A 14849-nucleotide genomic window follows, 5' to 3' on the forward strand; every position below is an offset into this window, starting at 1 on the left:
CCGTGCGACCGACCAACGAAGGAGCACCGTCCATGCCCGTGAACGTCATCTACAAGACCAGCGCCACCGCGACCGGCGGCCGCGACGGTTCGACACGCTCCGACGACGGATCGGTCGACGTCAAGCTCGTCGTTCCCAAGGAGATGGGCGGCCCGGGCGGCGAGGGGGCGAACCCGGAGAAGCTGTTCGCGGCGGGTTATTCCGCCTGTTTCCTGGGCGCGATGAAGGCGCTGTCGGGCAAGGTGGGCGTGCCCGTCCCCGCCGACGCCACCGTATCGGCGCAGATCGGTTTCGGTCCCCGGTCCGAGGGCGGGTACGGCATCACCGCCGACCTGACGATCGCCATGCCCGGCACCGACCGCGCCGACGCCGAGCGTCTCGTCCACGCCGCGCACGAGGTTTGCCCCTATTCGAACGCCACGCGCGGCAACGTCGATGTCGGCCTGATCATCGCCTGATCATCGCCTGACCAGCCGCGCGCGCCGGCTTTTGGGGAAGGTGCGGCTGTGTGACGGCGATCGTCGGCGCGGATCCGAAGGATGAAGGAAGCGGTTCATGACGCGTATCGCCCTCCTCGCCCTTCTGATCCCGATCACCGCGCCCGCCTGGGCGCAACGGGAAGCGGAGGGCGCGGGGTCGGACGTGGTCGTGACCGGTCGCGGGCTTGCCGGGCGACCGGGCGACCGGGCGTTCGACATCGTGACGATCGACCGCGAGCGGATCGGACGGAACGCCGCCAACAGGCTCGAAAGCGTGCTCGCCGACGTGGCCGGACTGCAGCAGTTCCGCCGGTCCGACTCGCGCAGCGCCAACCCGACGAGCCAGGGCATCTCGCTGCGCGGGATCGGCGGCAACGCGTCCAGCCGGGCGCTGCTGCTCCTTGACGGCGTGCCGCAGGCGGACCCGTTCGGCGGATGGGTGGCGTTCCCGGCCTACGCCACCGGGCGGCTGGGCGAGGTGCGCGTCACGCGCGGCGGCGGCAGCGGCTATCTGGGCGCGGGGGCGCTGGCGGGCACGATCGAGCTGGAAAGCGCCACGCCCGCCCAGCTCGGGCGCGTCGAGGCGGCGGGTTTCCACGGCAGCCGCGAGTCGGTCGATGCGCAGGGAGCCGCGACGCTCGAGCGGGGGCGGGGCTTCGCGACGCTGTCGGGGGCCTATGCGCGCGGCGACGGCTTCACGCCGATCGTCGCGGAGCGGCGGGGCCCGGTCGACCGGGCCGCTCCGTACGAGCAGGCGTCGGTGGCCGTGCGCGGCGTCGTGCGGATCGCGCCCGCGACCGAGCTTCAGGCGAACGTCACCGCCTTCACCGACCGGCGCGAGCGCGGGACCGCCTTCACCGCCAACCGGAGCGAGGGGGCGGACGCCAACCTGCGTGTCGTCGGGCGCGGACGTTGGGGCTGGTCGGTGCTGGCGTATGGGCAGACGCGGGCCTTCGCCTCGAGCTTCGCGGCGGTGAACGCGGCGCGCACGACCGTCAGCCGGACGCTCGATCAATACAACACCCCCGCCACCGGCCTCGGGGCGCGGCTGGAGGTGCGGCCACCGCTGGGCGAGCGCATCGACCTGCGGCTGGGCGGGGACTGGCGCGACGTGGAGGGGCGGACGCAGGAGAACTTCACCTTCGTGGATGCGGCACCAACCCGGCGCAGGCTGGCGGGCGGGGAGAACCGCACGATCGGCGTGTTCGCCGACGGCGGCGTCGAGCTGGGCCGCGTCACGCTGACGCTGGGCGGGCGGATCGACCGGTGGCGGATCGCGGACGGGTTCCTGGGCGAGCGGACGATCGCGACGGGGGCGGTGCTGACCGACCAGCGGTTCCGCGATCGCTCGGGCACGGAAGCGACCGGGCGCGCGGGGGTGGCGTGGCGCGCGGCCGACGCGGTCACGCTCCGCGCCGCCGCCTATCGCGGATGGCGGTTGCCGACGCTGAACGAGCTGTACCGGCCGTTCCGCGTGGGGCCGGACGCGGTCGCCGCGAACGCCGAGCTCTCGCCCGAGCGGTTGGACGGCGTCGAGGCGGGGGTCACGGCGACGCCGGCGAGCGGCGTGACGCTGTCGGCCACGCTGTTCCACAACCGGCTGGGGAACGCGATCGCCAACGTCACCGCGGGGCAGGGTCCGGGCACGTTCCCCGGCGTCGGCTTCGTCGCGGCGGGGGGCGTGTTCCGCGTCCGGCGCAACCTGGACGCTATCAGTTCGACAGGTCTGGAGGTGGACGCCTCCGCCACGCTGGGCCAGGCCTTCGCGCGGGCGTCCTGGAGCCATGTCGACCCGCGCGTCCAAGCGTCGGGGCCGGCGGGGGCGCTGGACGGCCTGCGTCCCGCGCAGACGCCGCGCGATCTGGTGAGCGGGACGGTCGGGGTGCGCGAGGGTCGGGCGGTGGTGTCAACGACGCTGCGCCATGCGGCGGGGCAGTTCGAGGACGACGCGAACACGCGGCGGCTCGCGCCGGCGACGACGCTGGACGGCTATGCGAGCTTGGCCGTCACGCGCACCCTGGCGCTGGAGGCGCGCGGGGAGAACCTGTTCGACGAGCGGGTGGAGGCCGGGATCTCGGGCGCGGACCTGGTCGAGCGCGCGACCCCGCGGACGATCTGGCTGGGGCTGCGGCTCAGGATCGGATGAGGCAGCTATACATCCGGTGGTCCGCGGGCGCATGATGCGACCGCGCTCGCGGCGGGCGCTTCGATTTGCGAGGGGGCCCATGACCGATCGGCTGTATCCCGTCGGCGAGGCGGCGGACGGGGCGAGGGTGACGCGCGCCGATTACGAGCGACGTCGCGCCGAGGTGGCCGCCGACCCACGGGCCTATTGGCTGGAGGAGGCCCGCTGCGTCGATTGGTCGCGCGCGCCCACGCAGGCCAAGGACGCGTCGTTCGACGAGTCCGACTTCCGCATCCGCTGGTACGTGGACGGCGAGATGAACCTGTCGGCCAATTGCCTCGACCGGCATCTGGACCTGCGCGGCGATCAGGTCGCCATCGTCCGGGAGGGCGATGAGCCGGGCGATACGCGGCGCGTGACGTACCGCGAGCTCCACGCCGAGGTATGCCGGTTCGCGAACGTCCTGAAGGACCAAGGCGTGCGCCGGGGCGACCGGGTGACGATCTATCTGCCCATGATCGTCGAGGCCGCGGTCGCGATGCTGGCCTGCGCGCGGGTCGGCGCGATCCATTCGGTGGTGTTCGGCGGCTTCTCGCCCGACGCGCTGGCGGGACGGATCCAGGACTGCGATTCCAGGCTCGTCATCACCGCCGATCAGGGCTGCCGCGGCGGCAAGCGGGTGCCCCTGAAGGCCAATGTCGACGAGGCGCTCGGCCGGTGTCCAAGCGTCGAACGCGTGATCGTGGTTCGCCGGACGGGCGCGGAAGCGACGATGCGGCCGGGCCGCGACCTGTGGTATCACGAGCTGGTCGAGGCGGCCTCGCCCGATTGCCCGCCCGAGCCGATGAACGCCGAGGACCCGCTCTTCATCCTCTACACCTCCGGCTCGACGGGCAAGCCCAAGGGCGTGCTCCACACGACCGGCGGCTACGCGGTCTGGACCACGAGCACGTTCCGCGACGTGTTCGATTACCGCGAGGGCGAGGTGTTCTGGTGCACCGCCGATGTCGGCTGGGTCACGGGGCACAGCTACGTCGTCTACGGCCCGCTCGCGAACGGGGCGACCACCGTAATGTTCGACGGCGTGCCCAGCTATCCGGACCATGGCCGCCTGTGGCGCACGATCGACGATCTCGGGGTCAACATCCTCTACACCGCGCCCACCGCGATCCGCGCGCTGATGCGCGAGGGCGACGCGTGGGTAACGGCGAGCTCGCGCGCGTCGCTCCGGCTGCTGGGATCGGTCGGCGAGCCGATCAACCCGGAGGCGTGGGACTGGTACCACCGCGTCGTGGGCGAGCGCCGCTGCCCGGTCGTCGACACCTGGTGGCAGACCGAGACGGGCGGCATCCTGATCTCGCCGCTGCCCGGCGCCACCGACCTGAAGCCCGGTTCCGCGACCAGGCCGCTCCCGGGCGTCCTGCCGCTGCTGGTCGACGCGGGCGGGCGCGAGCTGGACGGCGCGGCCGAGGGCAACCTGTGCATCGCCGACAGCTGGCCGGGCCAGGCGCGCACCTTGTGGGGCGATCACGACCGGTTCTTCCAGACGTATTTCTCGACCTATCCGGGCCGGTACTTCACCGGCGACGGATGCCGCCGGGACGCGGACGGCTATTACTGGATAACCGGCCGGGTGGACGACGTGATCAACGTGTCGGGCCACCGGATGGGCACCGCCGAGGTCGAGTCGGCGCTGGTGGCGCACCCCAAGGTCGCCGAGGCCGCGGTGGTCGGCATGCCGCACGAGGTGAAGGGGCAGGGCATCTACGCCTATGTCACGCTGAACGCCGGCGAGGCGGCGTCCGACGAGCTGCGCGCCGAGCTTCGCGGTTGGGTCCGGCGCGAGATCGGGCCGATCGCCACGCCCGACGCGCTCCAGTTCGCCCCCGCGCTGCCCAAGACCCGCTCGGGCAAGATCATGCGCCGCATCCTTCGCAAGATCGCCGAGGGGGACACGTCGAACCTGGGCGACGTCTCGACGCTCGCCGATCCCGGGGTCGTCGCGCGGCTCGTCGCCGGTCGCGTCCCCTGAGCGCGGATTCAGACGCCATCCACGGCTCATCACCCGCCCGGGCCGTTCGGCGACGCCCCTGGGATCGAGGCCGTCGTCCGCGTCGGGACCGTTCCCGAACCCCGAGCGTTGCGCGACCGTGATGACCGACGACCCGCGAAGCTCGGACAAGCTTGGGAACGTGCGCGGGGCGATGCTGCTCGGGGCGCTCGGCATCGTCTATGGCGATATCGGGACGAGCCCGCTCTACGCCTTCCGCGAAAGCCTGAAGTCGGCGGGGGGCGCCTCGGCGGCCACGCAAGGCGCGGTGCTCGGCATCCTGTCGCTGATCTTCTGGGCGCTCATCGTCGTCGTCACGCTCAAATACGTGCTGTTCGTCATGCGCGCGGACAATCAGGGCGAGGGCGGGATCATGGCGCTGCTCGCGCTGGCGCTCCGCAAGGTCGAACGTCGCGGCGCGCGCACGCTGCTGCTGGTGGTCGGCGTCGCGGGCGCGGCGCTGCTCTATGGCGACGGGGCGATCACGCCGGCCATCTCGGTCCTGTCGGCGGTCGAGGGACTGTCGGTCGCGACGCCCCTGTTCGAGCCGTATGTGGTCCCGATCGCGCTGGCGATCCTGGTCACGCTGTTCGCGGTGCAGCGCTTCGGCAGCGGGCGGCTGGGCGGTGCGTTCGGGGTCGTCATGATCGCCTGGTTCGGCGTCCTGGCGCTCATCGGCGTGATCAACGTCCTGCAGGCGCCCGGCGTGCTGGCCGCGATCGATCCACGCCATGCGGTCCGTTATCTGGGCGGGAATGGCTGGGTCTCGTTCGCGGTGCTCGGCTCGGTCTTCCTGTGCGTCACGGGCGCGGAGGCGCTTTACGCCGACATGGGCCATTTCGGGCGCACCGCGCTTCGGCTCGACTGGCTGAGCTTCGTGCTGCCCGCGCTGGCGATCAACTATTTCGGGCAGGGCGCGCTGGTGCTGGCGGACCCGGCGGCGGCGGCGAACCCGTTCTTCCTGATGTTCCCCGCCTGGAGCCTGTACCCCGTCGTCGCGCTCGCGACCGCGGCGACGGTGATCGCCAGCCAGGCGCTGATCTCGGGCGCGTTCACGCTCACCCAGCAGGCGATCCTGCTCGGCCTGCTTCCCCGCCTCCAGATCAGGCACACCTCCAACTCGGAGATTGGCCAGGTCTATGTGCCGCAGGTCAACTGGCTGCTCGCGGTGGCCGTGGTCGCGCTCGTGCTCGGCTTTCGCACGTCGGAAGCGCTGGCGCACGCCTACGGCATCGCGGTCGTCTCGACGATGGTCGCGACCACCATGCTGGCGGGCACGGTGGCGCGGCACGATTGGGGGTGGGGTTGGCCCGCGGTGATCGGGGTCACCGGTTTTTTCCTGGTCGTCGATGTCGCTTTCCTGGCGGCGAACGCGTCCAAGATCCTGGGCGGCGGTTGGCTGCCGCTCGTCGCCGGCGCGCTCATCTTCGCGCTGATGATGACCTGGCGACGGGGGCGGCGCGCGGTGCTAGAGGCGACGGGCGAGGACCGCCCCGACCTCCAGCCCTTCCTCGCCCGGCTCAGTCCCGCCGACTTCCCGCGCACGGGGGGCACCGCGATCTACATGAGCGCCAGGCGCGACACGGTGCCCGCCGCGCTCGCGCTCAACCTGCGCCATAACGGCGTGCTCCACGAACGGATCGCGCTCCTGAACGTCGAGATCGAACGCACCCCGTTCGTCGCGCCGGAGAAGCGCGTCGAGGCGGTCGATCTCGGCAAGGGCTTCTCGTCGCTCACGGTCCGGTTCGGCTTTTTCGAGAGACCCGACGTCGTCGCCGCGCTCGCCGGCGACCCGGACGACTTTCCGATCGACCTGGGGAAGACCTCGTTCTTCCTCGGGCGCGAGCTGCCCATCCCGACGCTCAATCCCCGGCTCAATTTCTGGCAGGCGCCGCTCTACGCCTTCCTCACCCGCAACGCGGTGAGCGCCCCCGAATATTACCTGATCCCGACCGAGAACGTCGTCGAACTGGGCACCCGCGTCGAACTTTGACGCGTCGGCGGCCGATGCGTGAAAGCCGGGCCCAGGCCGACGCGGACCCATCCACGTGGACGGTCGCCGCGCGCGCTTTCGCGGCACCGGTCCGGATCGTGAAAGCCCGCTACTCGATCGCGTGGGGCAGGTACCGCGCCAGGTCGCGCGTGATCGGGCCGTCATCCTCGCGGATCGACAGCGCGACGGGCTCGTCGCCGACCATCCACGATCCGACCACCGCGTGGCGGCCGCCGAACACGGGGAGCGGCGCCAGCGCCTGGACGATCGAGCCTTCCTCGCCGTAACCGCCCTTTGGTCCCGTTTCGCGGGCGTCGCCGTCGACCAGTTCGATATCGGCCCCCTCGCGCGAGAATAGCGGCTTCCTGACATGCCGGTCGCCGATCTCAGCCATTCCCTCGAAGTCATCCGCAAAAGCGGCCGGGAGCAGGTTGGGGTGGTCGCGGTGCCGCTCCCACAGCAGCGGCAGCATGCCCTTGTTCGACAGCACCGCCTTCCAGGCCGGCTCGAGGAACAGGGTCGTCGTGTCGGGCAGGTGCTTCGCGTAGGGTTCGCGGAGCATGTCCTCCCAGGGGTAGAGCTTGAACAACGCCGCGATCAGCACGCCCGCCTCGTCCACGAACCGGCCGTCGCCATCGACGCCGATCCGGTCGATCGCGACGAACTCGGGATCGAGGCCCGCCTGGAGCGCGACGTCCTCCAGATAGCGGACGGTCTGGCGGTCCTCGAGATGCGCCGCGTCGCCCGCGAAATGCAGCACGCTTCCCTTCGTGAGAAGCGCGGCGAGGCGTTCCTTCAAGGCATCGTGCAGGCGGTTATACTGGTCGGTGTCGGCCGGCAGCCGCCCGGCCTTGATCATGTCCTCGAGCCAGCGCCACTGGAACAAAGCGGTTTCGAAGATGCTGGTCGGGGTGTCGGCGTTGTATTCGAGGAGCTTGGCCGGCCCGGCGGTCGCGCCGCCGTAGCTGAAGTCGAACCGCCCATAGAAGCTGGGCGCGCGCGCGCGCCACGAGTTCGCCACCACGTCGCGCATCGCGGGCGGGATGGCGAGCCGGTCCATCAGCCGCTCGCTGCCGACCACCTCCTCGACCAGCGCCAGGCACAGGCCGTGAAGCTCGGCGCTGGGGGTCTCGATGCCCTCTTCCACCTCGGCGAGCGTGAAGCGGTAATAGGCGCGCTCGTCCCAGTATCGCGCGCCGTCGGCGTGGTGGAAGGTGAAGCCCATCTCCTGGGCGACCGCCTCCCAGTCGGGGCGCTCGGCTACTTCGATCCGGTCCACTATTCGCGCGGGAGCTTGAGCGGGTCGCGCGAGCCGTCCTCGATCCGCAGCGGCTCGCCGGAAGGCGGGGCGGAGAGGCGCGCGAGGATGTCGTCGGCGGAGTTCGCGCCGCCCAGCAGCCCCGCGTCGCGCAGCTTGACGTCCAGGTCCGCGCCCGTGCGCATGTCCTCTAGCTCGTTCGCCGCGCGGAACCGCTCCTCGCGGATCATCTGCTGTTCCTTGATCCGCTTCAGGCTGTCGGCGGCCGATCCGAGCGACGATCCCGCCGAACTGTGGGAGGCGGCGACGGCGGCCTGCGCCTTTTGCACGCTCTCGTTGGCGCGCACGACCTCGACCTCGCGGCGCAGCGCCTCGACCTTGCCGTCGCTCTGCTTGATGACGGCGCGGATGCGGTCCTCGGCGGTGCGCATCTCGCCCGCCTGCGGCTCCTTGGTCGACAGCTCGGACTCGATCGTCGACAGCCGCTCGGCGACCTGGCGGGCGAGGTCCATGTCGCCGCGCCCGATCGCGGCGCGCGCCGACGCCTCGTATTTGGATTTCTGGCCGGCCAGCGCCTCCATGTCCTTCTCCATCATCCGCCGCCTGGCGGTCAGCCCGGCCAGGTCGTCGCGTGCCTTGGCCTGTGCCGACCCGGCGTCGCGGATCTGCTGATCGAGGATCGTTAGCGCGCGGGCGTCGGTGACCGACTGCCCCGCCTCGTACGCGCTGCCGCGCACCATGGTGACGAGCTGCTTCCACATCGACATGCGTCCTTTGTCCTTCAGGCGGCGAATTCGGCGCGCAGGTCACCCGCGGCGTCGATGGCGTTCTCGGCGAGGACGCGCAGTTCCAGCGTGATCGCGCTCAACGGGGACTCGATCGCGAGCTCCCCGATCAGCTCGTAATAATCGCGCCCGTCGACCTCGGTGATCGCGAAATTCGACAGCGGCACCAGCTTCTGCGCCTTCAGGATGAAACGGTTGAACGCGTCGGCGTCGGGCTGCTCGTCGACGGGCCACAGCAGCGTCGACACGACGATCTGCTCGCCCGCGACCGACAGGAAGATAGACAGGTCGCCGTGGCGCGGCATCGAAACGCGCAGCACGGACTCGGCACCGTCGATCAGTTCGACCGCGAACTCGTCGGCGAGATCGGGTGAGCGCAACGCCTCGCCGAGGCTGGAGGTAGTCCAGGACTGCGGTGCACCGTCGGTCATTCAACTCTCCCCAAGGGCGCTTGACACCCCAATCATAAGACCGCAGCAACCGGTACGAAAGGGGGGTCGCGTGCCCGATGGGTCGATCCGGTCTGAACGCGCTGCTCCGCCGCCTGTATCTCGCGGCAGGCGAGCTGCATCCGGGCGTCATGCTGGCGCTGCTGCTCGTTCACATGACGCTGGGCTGGCTTTTGCTCGGCTGGGCGGGGGAGGAAGCTCTCGCGCGGCCGGTCGATTACGCTTATTGGTACCTCACCACCGCGACAACGATAGGGTACGGCGATCTCAGCCCCAAATCGGACGGGGGACGGATGATCGCGGCGTTGTTCGTGATGCCGGGCGCGGTGGCGCTGTTCACGGCGGCGCTGGCGCGCTTCTTCGCCGGGGTCGCGGGGCGGTGGCGACGGCGGCGGCAGGGCATGGGAGATTATAGCGAGGTGGACGGGTTGGTCGTCATCGTCGGCTACGACCGCGAGCGGACGCCGCGCATGATCGCCGAGATCACCGCCGACGCGCGCGCCGCCGAGATCGTGCTGGTCGCGGTCGACGCGCTGGAGGTGGACGACCCCACCTACCGCTTCGTCCATGCGGCCTCGCTCACCGCGCCCGCCGACCTGCGGCGCGCGGGCGTGGCGAACGCGTCGCGCGTGGTGGTCTATGCCGCCTCCGACGCCGAGACGCTGGCGGCTACCCTGGCGGTCACCGCGCTGAACGAGGGCGGGCATGTCGTCTGCTTCCTGCGCGATCCCGACACCGCGCGGCTGCTGAACGCGCATTGCCCGGCGGTTGAGGTGGTGCTGACGCCGACCGTCGAGCTGGTCGTGAAGGCGCTGAGCGATCCGGGGTCCAGCCGCTTCATCGCCCAGCTCGCGAGCCATACCGACGAGGGCGCGACGCTTTATGCGACGCGGGCGTCCGGTGAAGGCGATTTCGACGGTCATGCCGCGCGGCTGCGCGCGCAAGGCGCGGTGTTGGTCGCGACCTGCGCGCCGGGCGACCCGTGCCCGCGCTTCGACCTGCAGGCGCCGGTGCGCGCGGGCGACCGGCTGTTCTATGTGGCGAAGGCGAGGGTGGCGGCGTGATCTGGGGCAAGCTGTTCGGCGGCGGCGGCGGGGAGCAGCCCGGGCCGCGCGTGGCCGAGGTCCGCAACATCACGATCGGCCGCCAGGTGCGACTGGACCCGCTCGCCTGGCGGACGCTGGAGGGCGCGACCTTCTCGCTCGCGCGCGACACGTTGGAGATCACCGCGCAGGGGATCATCAAGCTCGACGAGGGCGGGTATGTCCACCGTTTCTACACCGACGACGAGCTGATGCTCCAGGCGGTGAGCCAGGCCGCCGACGGGTCGGACGCCGACGATTTCACGCTGTTCCAGCCCTGGCGCAGCGCCTATCCGGCGAACCGGGGCGAGCGCGAGGCGTTCCTGACCCGGCTGTCGCGGCCGCGTTTCGAGGAGGATGGGCTCCCCGCCTTCGACCGTTACTGGTACGAGGGTGACGAGGGGACGCAGCCGCCCGTGCGGTTGTGGGAGGCCATCTATCACGAGCGGGATGGGGAGCCCGTCCGGCACATTCGCCAGAGCTGCATGTTGTATGTCCGCGCGGTGCCGCCCGCGGGCGAGGAGCTGCTGCTCGCGCTCGCGATGGAGCCCGAGGGCGGCGACTACACGCATGAGATCATGATCGGGCTGGCGGTCTCGCCCGGCGAGTTCGCGGCCTGAGCGAAAAGGAACGACGATGAACCTGAACTTCCAAGCGTTCGCGACGGGGGCCGGCCACTTCCTGGTGGCGTTCGGGCTGGCCGCGTTGTTCCTCGCCGTGTTCAAGCGGCTGTACCAGATGTCGACGCCGTATGACGAGGCGAAGCTGATCGGCGAGGGCAACGTCGCCGCTTCGATCGCGCTTGGGGGCGCGATCATCGGCTTCGCGCTCCCGCTCGCCTCCGCGCTGACGCAGACCGCCGACCCGGTCGAGTTCGCCGCCTGGGGGCTGCTGGCGGGCGTGATCCAGATTCTCGCATCGCTGCTCGTCCGCCGAGTGATCGTGCGCGACATGGTCGAGCGGATCGAGGCGAACAACGTCGCCAGCGCGGTCTATCTCGCGGCGACTTCGATCGGCGTGGGCCTCCTCAACGCCGCCTCCATGACCTATTGAGGATAGGACCATGAGCGATCCCATCCAGCCCATTCGCCGCCGCAAGCGCTCCGTCGCGGCCGGACTCACCGCCGTCGGCGCGGCCGCGATGCTGTCGGGGTGCGACCCCACGCCCAGCGTCGAGCAGCTGTCGCGCGAACAGCACGGCGAGCCGACGCAGGTGTCGGCGTTCCAGTCTGTCTCCGAATGCGTCGCCAGCGGCCCGTTCAGCCAGGTCCAGTGCGAGGAGGCGCAGAAGACCGCCCAGGCCGAGGACGACCGCGCCGCGCCGCGCTTCGCCGACCAGCAGACCTGCGAGGAACAGTTCGGGGGCGGCAGCTGCCAGAACCGCAGCTCCGGCGGGCAAAGCTTCTTCACGCCGCTCCTGACCGGCTTCATGATCGGGCAGCTGCTGAATGGCGGCGGATCGCGCTACCGCTATGGCGGGCTGTACCAGGACCGGCGCAGCGGCGGATATTACACGGGCGGCGGCGCGGCTTTGTTCAACGGCGGCTATGGCGGGCGGTCGACGGGATACCAGATCGGTAACCGCGCGCTGACCAACCCTGTCACGACGCAGCGCATCCAGACGCGCAGCTCGGTCGTGTCGCGCGGCGGCTTCGGCGGCCGCGCCAGCGCGCGTTCGGGCGGATGGGGCGGGGGCAGCCGGGGCGGCTGAGCCCGTCGCCTTAGTGGGCGACCAGCGTCGCCAGCGTCACCGGCCAGAAGCCGCGCGCATCGACGCCGACATCGTATTGGCGAAGCATCGGCTTCAGCCGTCCGTGGCTATGCCCGTGCAGGTTCACCGCGCGTCGGCCCTGGCCGTTCCAGCTGCGGAACGGATAGTGGCATAGCACCAGCGACATGCCCTCGACCGTGATCTCGGCATAGTCAGCCACGTTCGCCCATCCCGCGGCCGTGACGGTGCCGGGCGGGTCGTTGTTGCCGCGGATCAGGTGCTTGGTCCCATGCAGACGCTCGAGCAACGCGGGCACGTCGACAGCGCGGCGTGCTACGTCGCCCAGATGCCAGACCTCGTCGCCGGGCGCGACCGCCGCGTTCCAGTTCGCGAGGAGCGCCTCGTCCATCTCCGCGACCGACGCGAACGGACGGCCGCCGATATTGAGTACACGGTGATCGCCGAAATGCGTGTCGGAGGTGAACAGGACGGCCATGAAGCGGAGGGACGCCCGGCGAAATTAGCCGGTCACCGTGAGCTTGCGGCGGACCCGCTTGGCGGCGACCGCGCGCTGGCGTGCAGCCGAGGGCTCGTCGGCGTCGTGGGGCAGCACCACCGGCACCGACAGGCACATGCTCTGCGTCGGCAGCACGTCCTGCCAGTCGGCGATGAGCTGCTTGTACGCCCGCCCGACCGCGCGGATGTTGCGGTCGAGGTCGAACAGCCCGAGCGGGTTAACGCGGCCGTTCTTCTCGCGCAAAGCCGAGTCCCAATCGACCTGGTCGGTCAGCGAATACCAGGTGAAGCCGACGATTGGCGTTCCCGTATTGCGGACGCGGAGCACGTTCGCCCATTGCTTCCAAAGCCAGTCGACCGCCTCCGTGCCGAGCGGCCCTTCGGACATGTTGGTTTCGGTATGCATGACCGGGAGCATGTAACGGTCGTGATATTGCCGCGTGATCTCGTCGTAACCGAACACCTCGCCCGACGCGGCGGTCGATCCGTCGGCGCGGACCCGGTGCTCATTGGTGACGTAGTAATCGTTGCCCAGGATCGAGTGCTGCTTCAGCCGGTTATTCAGGAAGAAATGATATTCCTCGCGCGTCATGCCGTTATCGAGCAGGTATTCATACATCTCCGAATCGACGCGGCGTCCGTAATTCAGATCGAGCGTCAGGAAACGCTGCGAATTGAGGAGCTCCGCGTGCTTGATCGCGGCGGGGTTCTCCGCATGGTAATATTCGGACGACTCCGACTGGATGAAGATCGCGTCGGGCCGGGCGATCAGGATCGCGCGCATCGCGAGCACGTTCGCCTTGACGATGTTTCCCAGCGCCTTGACGAACGTGACGTCGGTCGTCCCCTGCTCGTTCCACCAACCGTACCGCGCGGAGAAGGTAGCGCAGATGAACATCTCGTTGACCGGGGTGTAGAGCTGCACCCACGGATAACGTCGCGCGAAGTCGCGGGCATAGTCGCCGAACAGCGCGGGAAAATCGGAATTCTGGAAATTTCCGACCCAGTCGGGCACGCCGAAATGGCACAAATCGACAATAGGCACGATGTTGCGCCGCTTGATCTCGGCGAAGGTCTCGTCGGCGAACGCCCAATCGTAGCGGCCTTCGCCCAGCCAGGTGCGATGGATCGGCGGCCCATAACGGAGATAGCCGATCCCCATCTCCTCCACGAGCGCGAAGTCATCGCGCCATCGCTCATAGAAGCGGCAGGACTCCATCTCGTCGACGCGCACGCGCCCGCCGTCGATGGTGGGCACGCTGTTCTCGATGCCCGTCGCGAACATGAAGGGGGCGATAGTGGTTCTCCCGTTGACCTACGGGAACGCGGAGCAACGGGAAGGGGTCCGAGAGCTAAGCGGCGCGGGGCACGATATGATCCAGTTCGCCTTTGATCGCGCGCTTGGCTTCCAGGAGCTCATAATCGATCTGGAGAGAAAGGAAGAAGCCTGGGGACATCCGGAAATAGCGTGCCAAGCGGAGGTCGAGATCGGCGTCCATCCGACGCTTTCCATCCACGACCGAAAGGATGCGCTCCTCGACCACGCCAAGTTCCTCCGACAAGCGCGCGGCGTCCAGCTCAAGCGGCTCCATGAATTCCAACCACAGCATTTCACCGGCATGGGCGTTGTGGAGCCAATCGGCCGGATCGCCGACATCGAACGGGTCAATGGTAATCCGTGATTTCGACATCATCGAGCACCTCGTCGACCGGCGTGAAGGCGATCCGCCACTGCGTGTTGATCCATATAGCATATTGCCCGGCCCGATCGCCATGCAGCGCGTGAAGCTTGTTGCCGGGCGGCTCCCGTAGGTCGCGCCAGTCATGAACGCGGTTCATTTGCCTGAGCAGGCGCGCGGCCTTGTCCTGGATACCGACGGGCAGCTTGCGGCTACGCACACCGGCGAACACCCGTTCGGTTTCCCAGTCGGCGAAGCTTCGGATCATTGCGCTCGCGCGAGCGATACAAGCTTCCTCCACTCGCCGTCACTGGGCCTTCTGACCTCCCAAAAAGTTAGGCCATTTACATTCGTACCGGTGATTGCGCCCGCTGCCGCCGAGGCGGAGCCGAATCTCTTACCTTCAACATCAATCAACTGATTATCGCGAATTTCCGCGTAATGCATCTGACCCTTGTACCGGGCCTTAAGGCGGGAACCGTTCGGCAGGAAGCGGCCGCCCAGTGTACGCCCACCAGTTGTGACTTGGCTCGACGTCGAGCTGGCCGATGCCGCGTCAACGGGACATAGCCCCAACAGCTCTCGTACAACATCGTTATAACTGTGATGCTCGCCGTCTCGTCTGACAGTGAGCAACTTCCATGCCTCAAAATCCACTTCTATCTGCTGCACAGCGGGTCTCCTCAACGAGATACATGGTGCAAGCTTTGCTAATAGTAAAT

Annotated in this window: 16 protein-coding genes; 8 read left to right on the forward strand and 8 right to left on the reverse strand. The window is 69.2% G+C overall.

Annotated elements, in window-relative coordinates; translation table 11 throughout:
* Positions 1 to 32: 32 nt before the first annotated feature.
* The 4 genes from ACFE71_RS00945 (at position 33) to ACFE71_RS00960 (ending at position 6647) form a co-directional block, all read left to right on the forward strand.
* A complete protein-coding gene (locus tag ACFE71_RS00945; protein ID WP_375426941.1) occupies positions 33 to 458 on the forward strand; it encodes an organic hydroperoxide resistance protein in 426 nt (141 codons plus the stop codon).
* A gap of 97 nt (positions 459 to 555) precedes the next feature.
* Positions 556 to 2625 carry a TonB-dependent receptor gene (locus tag ACFE71_RS00950; protein ID WP_375426942.1) on the forward strand — a complete coding sequence of 690 codons (2070 nt, stop codon included), beginning with the start codon at positions 556 to 558 and terminating at the stop codon, positions 2623 to 2625.
* A 79-nt stretch (positions 2626 to 2704) separates the two neighbouring features.
* A complete protein-coding gene (gene acs / locus ACFE71_RS00955) occupies positions 2705 to 4636 on the forward strand; it encodes an acetate--CoA ligase (protein ID WP_375426943.1) in 1932 nt (643 codons plus the stop codon).
* A 121-nt stretch (positions 4637 to 4757) separates the two neighbouring features.
* Positions 4758 to 6647 carry a potassium transporter Kup gene (locus ACFE71_RS00960; RefSeq protein ID WP_375426944.1) on the forward strand — a complete coding sequence of 630 codons (1890 nt, stop codon included), beginning with the start codon at positions 4758 to 4760 and terminating at the stop codon, positions 6645 to 6647.
* A gap of 109 nt (positions 6648 to 6756) precedes the next feature.
* Here ACFE71_RS00960 and ACFE71_RS00965 read toward each other — a convergent pair whose 3' ends face one another.
* From ACFE71_RS00965 to ACFE71_RS00975, 3 genes are read right to left on the reverse strand one after another with little or no spacing between them, the layout of a single operon-like run.
* On the reverse strand, positions 6757 to 7926 hold the full coding sequence (locus ACFE71_RS00965; protein ID WP_375426945.1) for a glutathionylspermidine synthase family protein: 1170 nt from the start codon (positions 7924 to 7926) through the stop codon (positions 6757 to 6759).
* Positions 7926 to 8672: a PspA/IM30 family protein gene (locus ACFE71_RS00970; protein ID WP_375426946.1), complete on the reverse strand. Its 747-nt coding sequence runs from the start codon at positions 8670 to 8672 to the stop codon at positions 7926 to 7928. Before ACFE71_RS00970 ends, ACFE71_RS00965 begins: the two co-directional genes overlap by 1 nt.
* A gap of 14 nt (positions 8673 to 8686) precedes the next feature.
* Positions 8687 to 9121, reverse strand: coding sequence for a YjfI family protein (locus ACFE71_RS00975; protein ID WP_375404053.1), 435 nt, complete (start codon positions 9119 to 9121; stop codon positions 8687 to 8689).
* A gap of 77 nt (positions 9122 to 9198) precedes the next feature.
* On the opposite strand from ACFE71_RS00975, the gene ACFE71_RS00980 reads away from it, so the two are divergent.
* The 4 genes from ACFE71_RS00980 to ACFE71_RS00995 are packed head-to-tail and all read left to right on the forward strand — an operon-like array spanning position 9199 to position 11932.
* The gene (locus ACFE71_RS00980; RefSeq protein ID WP_375426947.1) at positions 9199 to 10203 is read left to right on the forward strand and encodes an ion channel; all 1005 of its coding nucleotides are present in this window, start codon (positions 9199 to 9201) and stop codon (positions 10201 to 10203) included.
* On the forward strand, positions 10200 to 10841 hold the full coding sequence (locus ACFE71_RS00985; protein WP_375426948.1) for a DUF2491 family protein: 642 nt from the start codon (positions 10200 to 10202) through the stop codon (positions 10839 to 10841). Before ACFE71_RS00980 ends, ACFE71_RS00985 begins: the two co-directional genes overlap by 4 nt.
* Before the next feature lie 16 nt (positions 10842 to 10857).
* Entirely contained in the window at positions 10858 to 11274 is a 417-nt protein-coding gene (locus ACFE71_RS00990; protein ID WP_375426949.1) for a DUF350 domain-containing protein, read from the forward strand.
* 10 nt (positions 11275 to 11284) lie between these two features.
* On the forward strand, positions 11285 to 11932 hold the full coding sequence (locus ACFE71_RS00995; protein ID WP_375426950.1) for a DUF1190 domain-containing protein: 648 nt from the start codon (positions 11285 to 11287) through the stop codon (positions 11930 to 11932).
* 10 nt (positions 11933 to 11942) lie between these two features.
* On the opposite strand, the gene ACFE71_RS01000 is transcribed toward ACFE71_RS00995, so the two are convergent.
* From ACFE71_RS01000 to ACFE71_RS01020, 5 genes are all read right to left on the reverse strand, one after another.
* Positions 11943 to 12428 carry a metallophosphoesterase family protein gene (locus tag ACFE71_RS01000; protein ID WP_375426951.1) on the reverse strand — a complete coding sequence of 162 codons (486 nt, stop codon included), beginning with the start codon at positions 12426 to 12428 and terminating at the stop codon, positions 11943 to 11945.
* 24 nt (positions 12429 to 12452) lie between these two features.
* Positions 12453 to 13733: a family 1 glycosylhydrolase gene (locus ACFE71_RS01005; protein WP_375426952.1), complete on the reverse strand. Its 1281-nt coding sequence runs from the start codon at positions 13731 to 13733 to the stop codon at positions 12453 to 12455.
* A gap of 67 nt (positions 13734 to 13800) precedes the next feature.
* The gene (locus tag ACFE71_RS01010; protein WP_375426953.1) at positions 13801 to 14139 is read right to left on the reverse strand and encodes a HigA family addiction module antitoxin; all 339 of its coding nucleotides are present in this window, start codon (positions 14137 to 14139) and stop codon (positions 13801 to 13803) included.
* Positions 14114 to 14395 (reverse strand): type II toxin-antitoxin system RelE/ParE family toxin, encoded by a 282-nt coding sequence (locus ACFE71_RS01015; protein ID WP_375426954.1) that lies wholly within the window; start codon positions 14393 to 14395, stop codon positions 14114 to 14116. Before ACFE71_RS01015 ends, ACFE71_RS01010 begins: the two co-directional genes overlap by 26 nt.
* Complete coding sequence (locus ACFE71_RS01020; protein ID WP_375426955.1) at positions 14392 to 14799, reverse strand: DUF2924 domain-containing protein; 408 nt, start codon at positions 14797 to 14799, stop codon at positions 14392 to 14394. Before ACFE71_RS01020 ends, ACFE71_RS01015 begins: the two co-directional genes overlap by 4 nt.
* Positions 14800 to 14849 lie beyond the last annotated feature (50 nt).

Source organism: uncultured Sphingomonas sp. (assembly GCF_964237155.1).
In the GTDB taxonomy this organism is placed as follows: domain Bacteria; phylum Pseudomonadota; class Alphaproteobacteria; order Sphingomonadales; family Sphingomonadaceae; genus Sphingomonas.

Excerpts from the sequence above, each read along its gene's own strand:
- ACFE71_RS01005 (WP_375426952.1), bottom strand. The coding sequence starts at position 13,733 with ATGTTCGCGACGGGCATCGAGAACAGCGTGCCCACCATCGACGGCGGG.
- ACFE71_RS00975 (WP_375404053.1), bottom strand. The coding sequence starts at position 9,121 with ATGACCGACGGTGCACCGCAGTCCTGGACTACCTCCAGCCTCGGCGAG.
- ACFE71_RS00990 (WP_375426949.1), top strand. The coding sequence starts at position 10,858 with ATGAACCTGAACTTCCAAGCGTTCGCGACGGGGGCCGGCCACTTCCTG.
- ACFE71_RS00950 (WP_375426942.1), top strand. The coding sequence starts at position 556 with ATGACGCGTATCGCCCTCCTCGCCCTTCTGATCCCGATCACCGCGCCC.
- ACFE71_RS01015 (WP_375426954.1), bottom strand. The coding sequence starts at position 14,395 with ATGATCCGAAGCTTCGCCGACTGGGAAACCGAACGGGTGTTCGCCGGT.
- ACFE71_RS01010 (WP_375426953.1), bottom strand. The coding sequence starts at position 14,139 with ATGTCGAAATCACGGATTACCATTGACCCGTTCGATGTCGGCGATCCG.
- ACFE71_RS00995 (WP_375426950.1), top strand. The coding sequence starts at position 11,285 with ATGAGCGATCCCATCCAGCCCATTCGCCGCCGCAAGCGCTCCGTCGCG.
- ACFE71_RS01000 (WP_375426951.1), bottom strand. The coding sequence starts at position 12,428 with ATGGCCGTCCTGTTCACCTCCGACACGCATTTCGGCGATCACCGTGTA.
- ACFE71_RS00970 (WP_375426946.1), bottom strand. The coding sequence starts at position 8,672 with ATGTCGATGTGGAAGCAGCTCGTCACCATGGTGCGCGGCAGCGCGTAC.
- acs (WP_375426943.1), top strand. The coding sequence starts at position 2,705 with ATGACCGATCGGCTGTATCCCGTCGGCGAGGCGGCGGACGGGGCGAGG.
- ACFE71_RS00945 (WP_375426941.1), top strand. The coding sequence starts at position 33 with ATGCCCGTGAACGTCATCTACAAGACCAGCGCCACCGCGACCGGCGGC.
- ACFE71_RS00980 (WP_375426947.1), top strand. The coding sequence starts at position 9,199 with ATGGGTCGATCCGGTCTGAACGCGCTGCTCCGCCGCCTGTATCTCGCG.
- ACFE71_RS00960 (WP_375426944.1), top strand. The coding sequence starts at position 4,758 with ATGACCGACGACCCGCGAAGCTCGGACAAGCTTGGGAACGTGCGCGGG.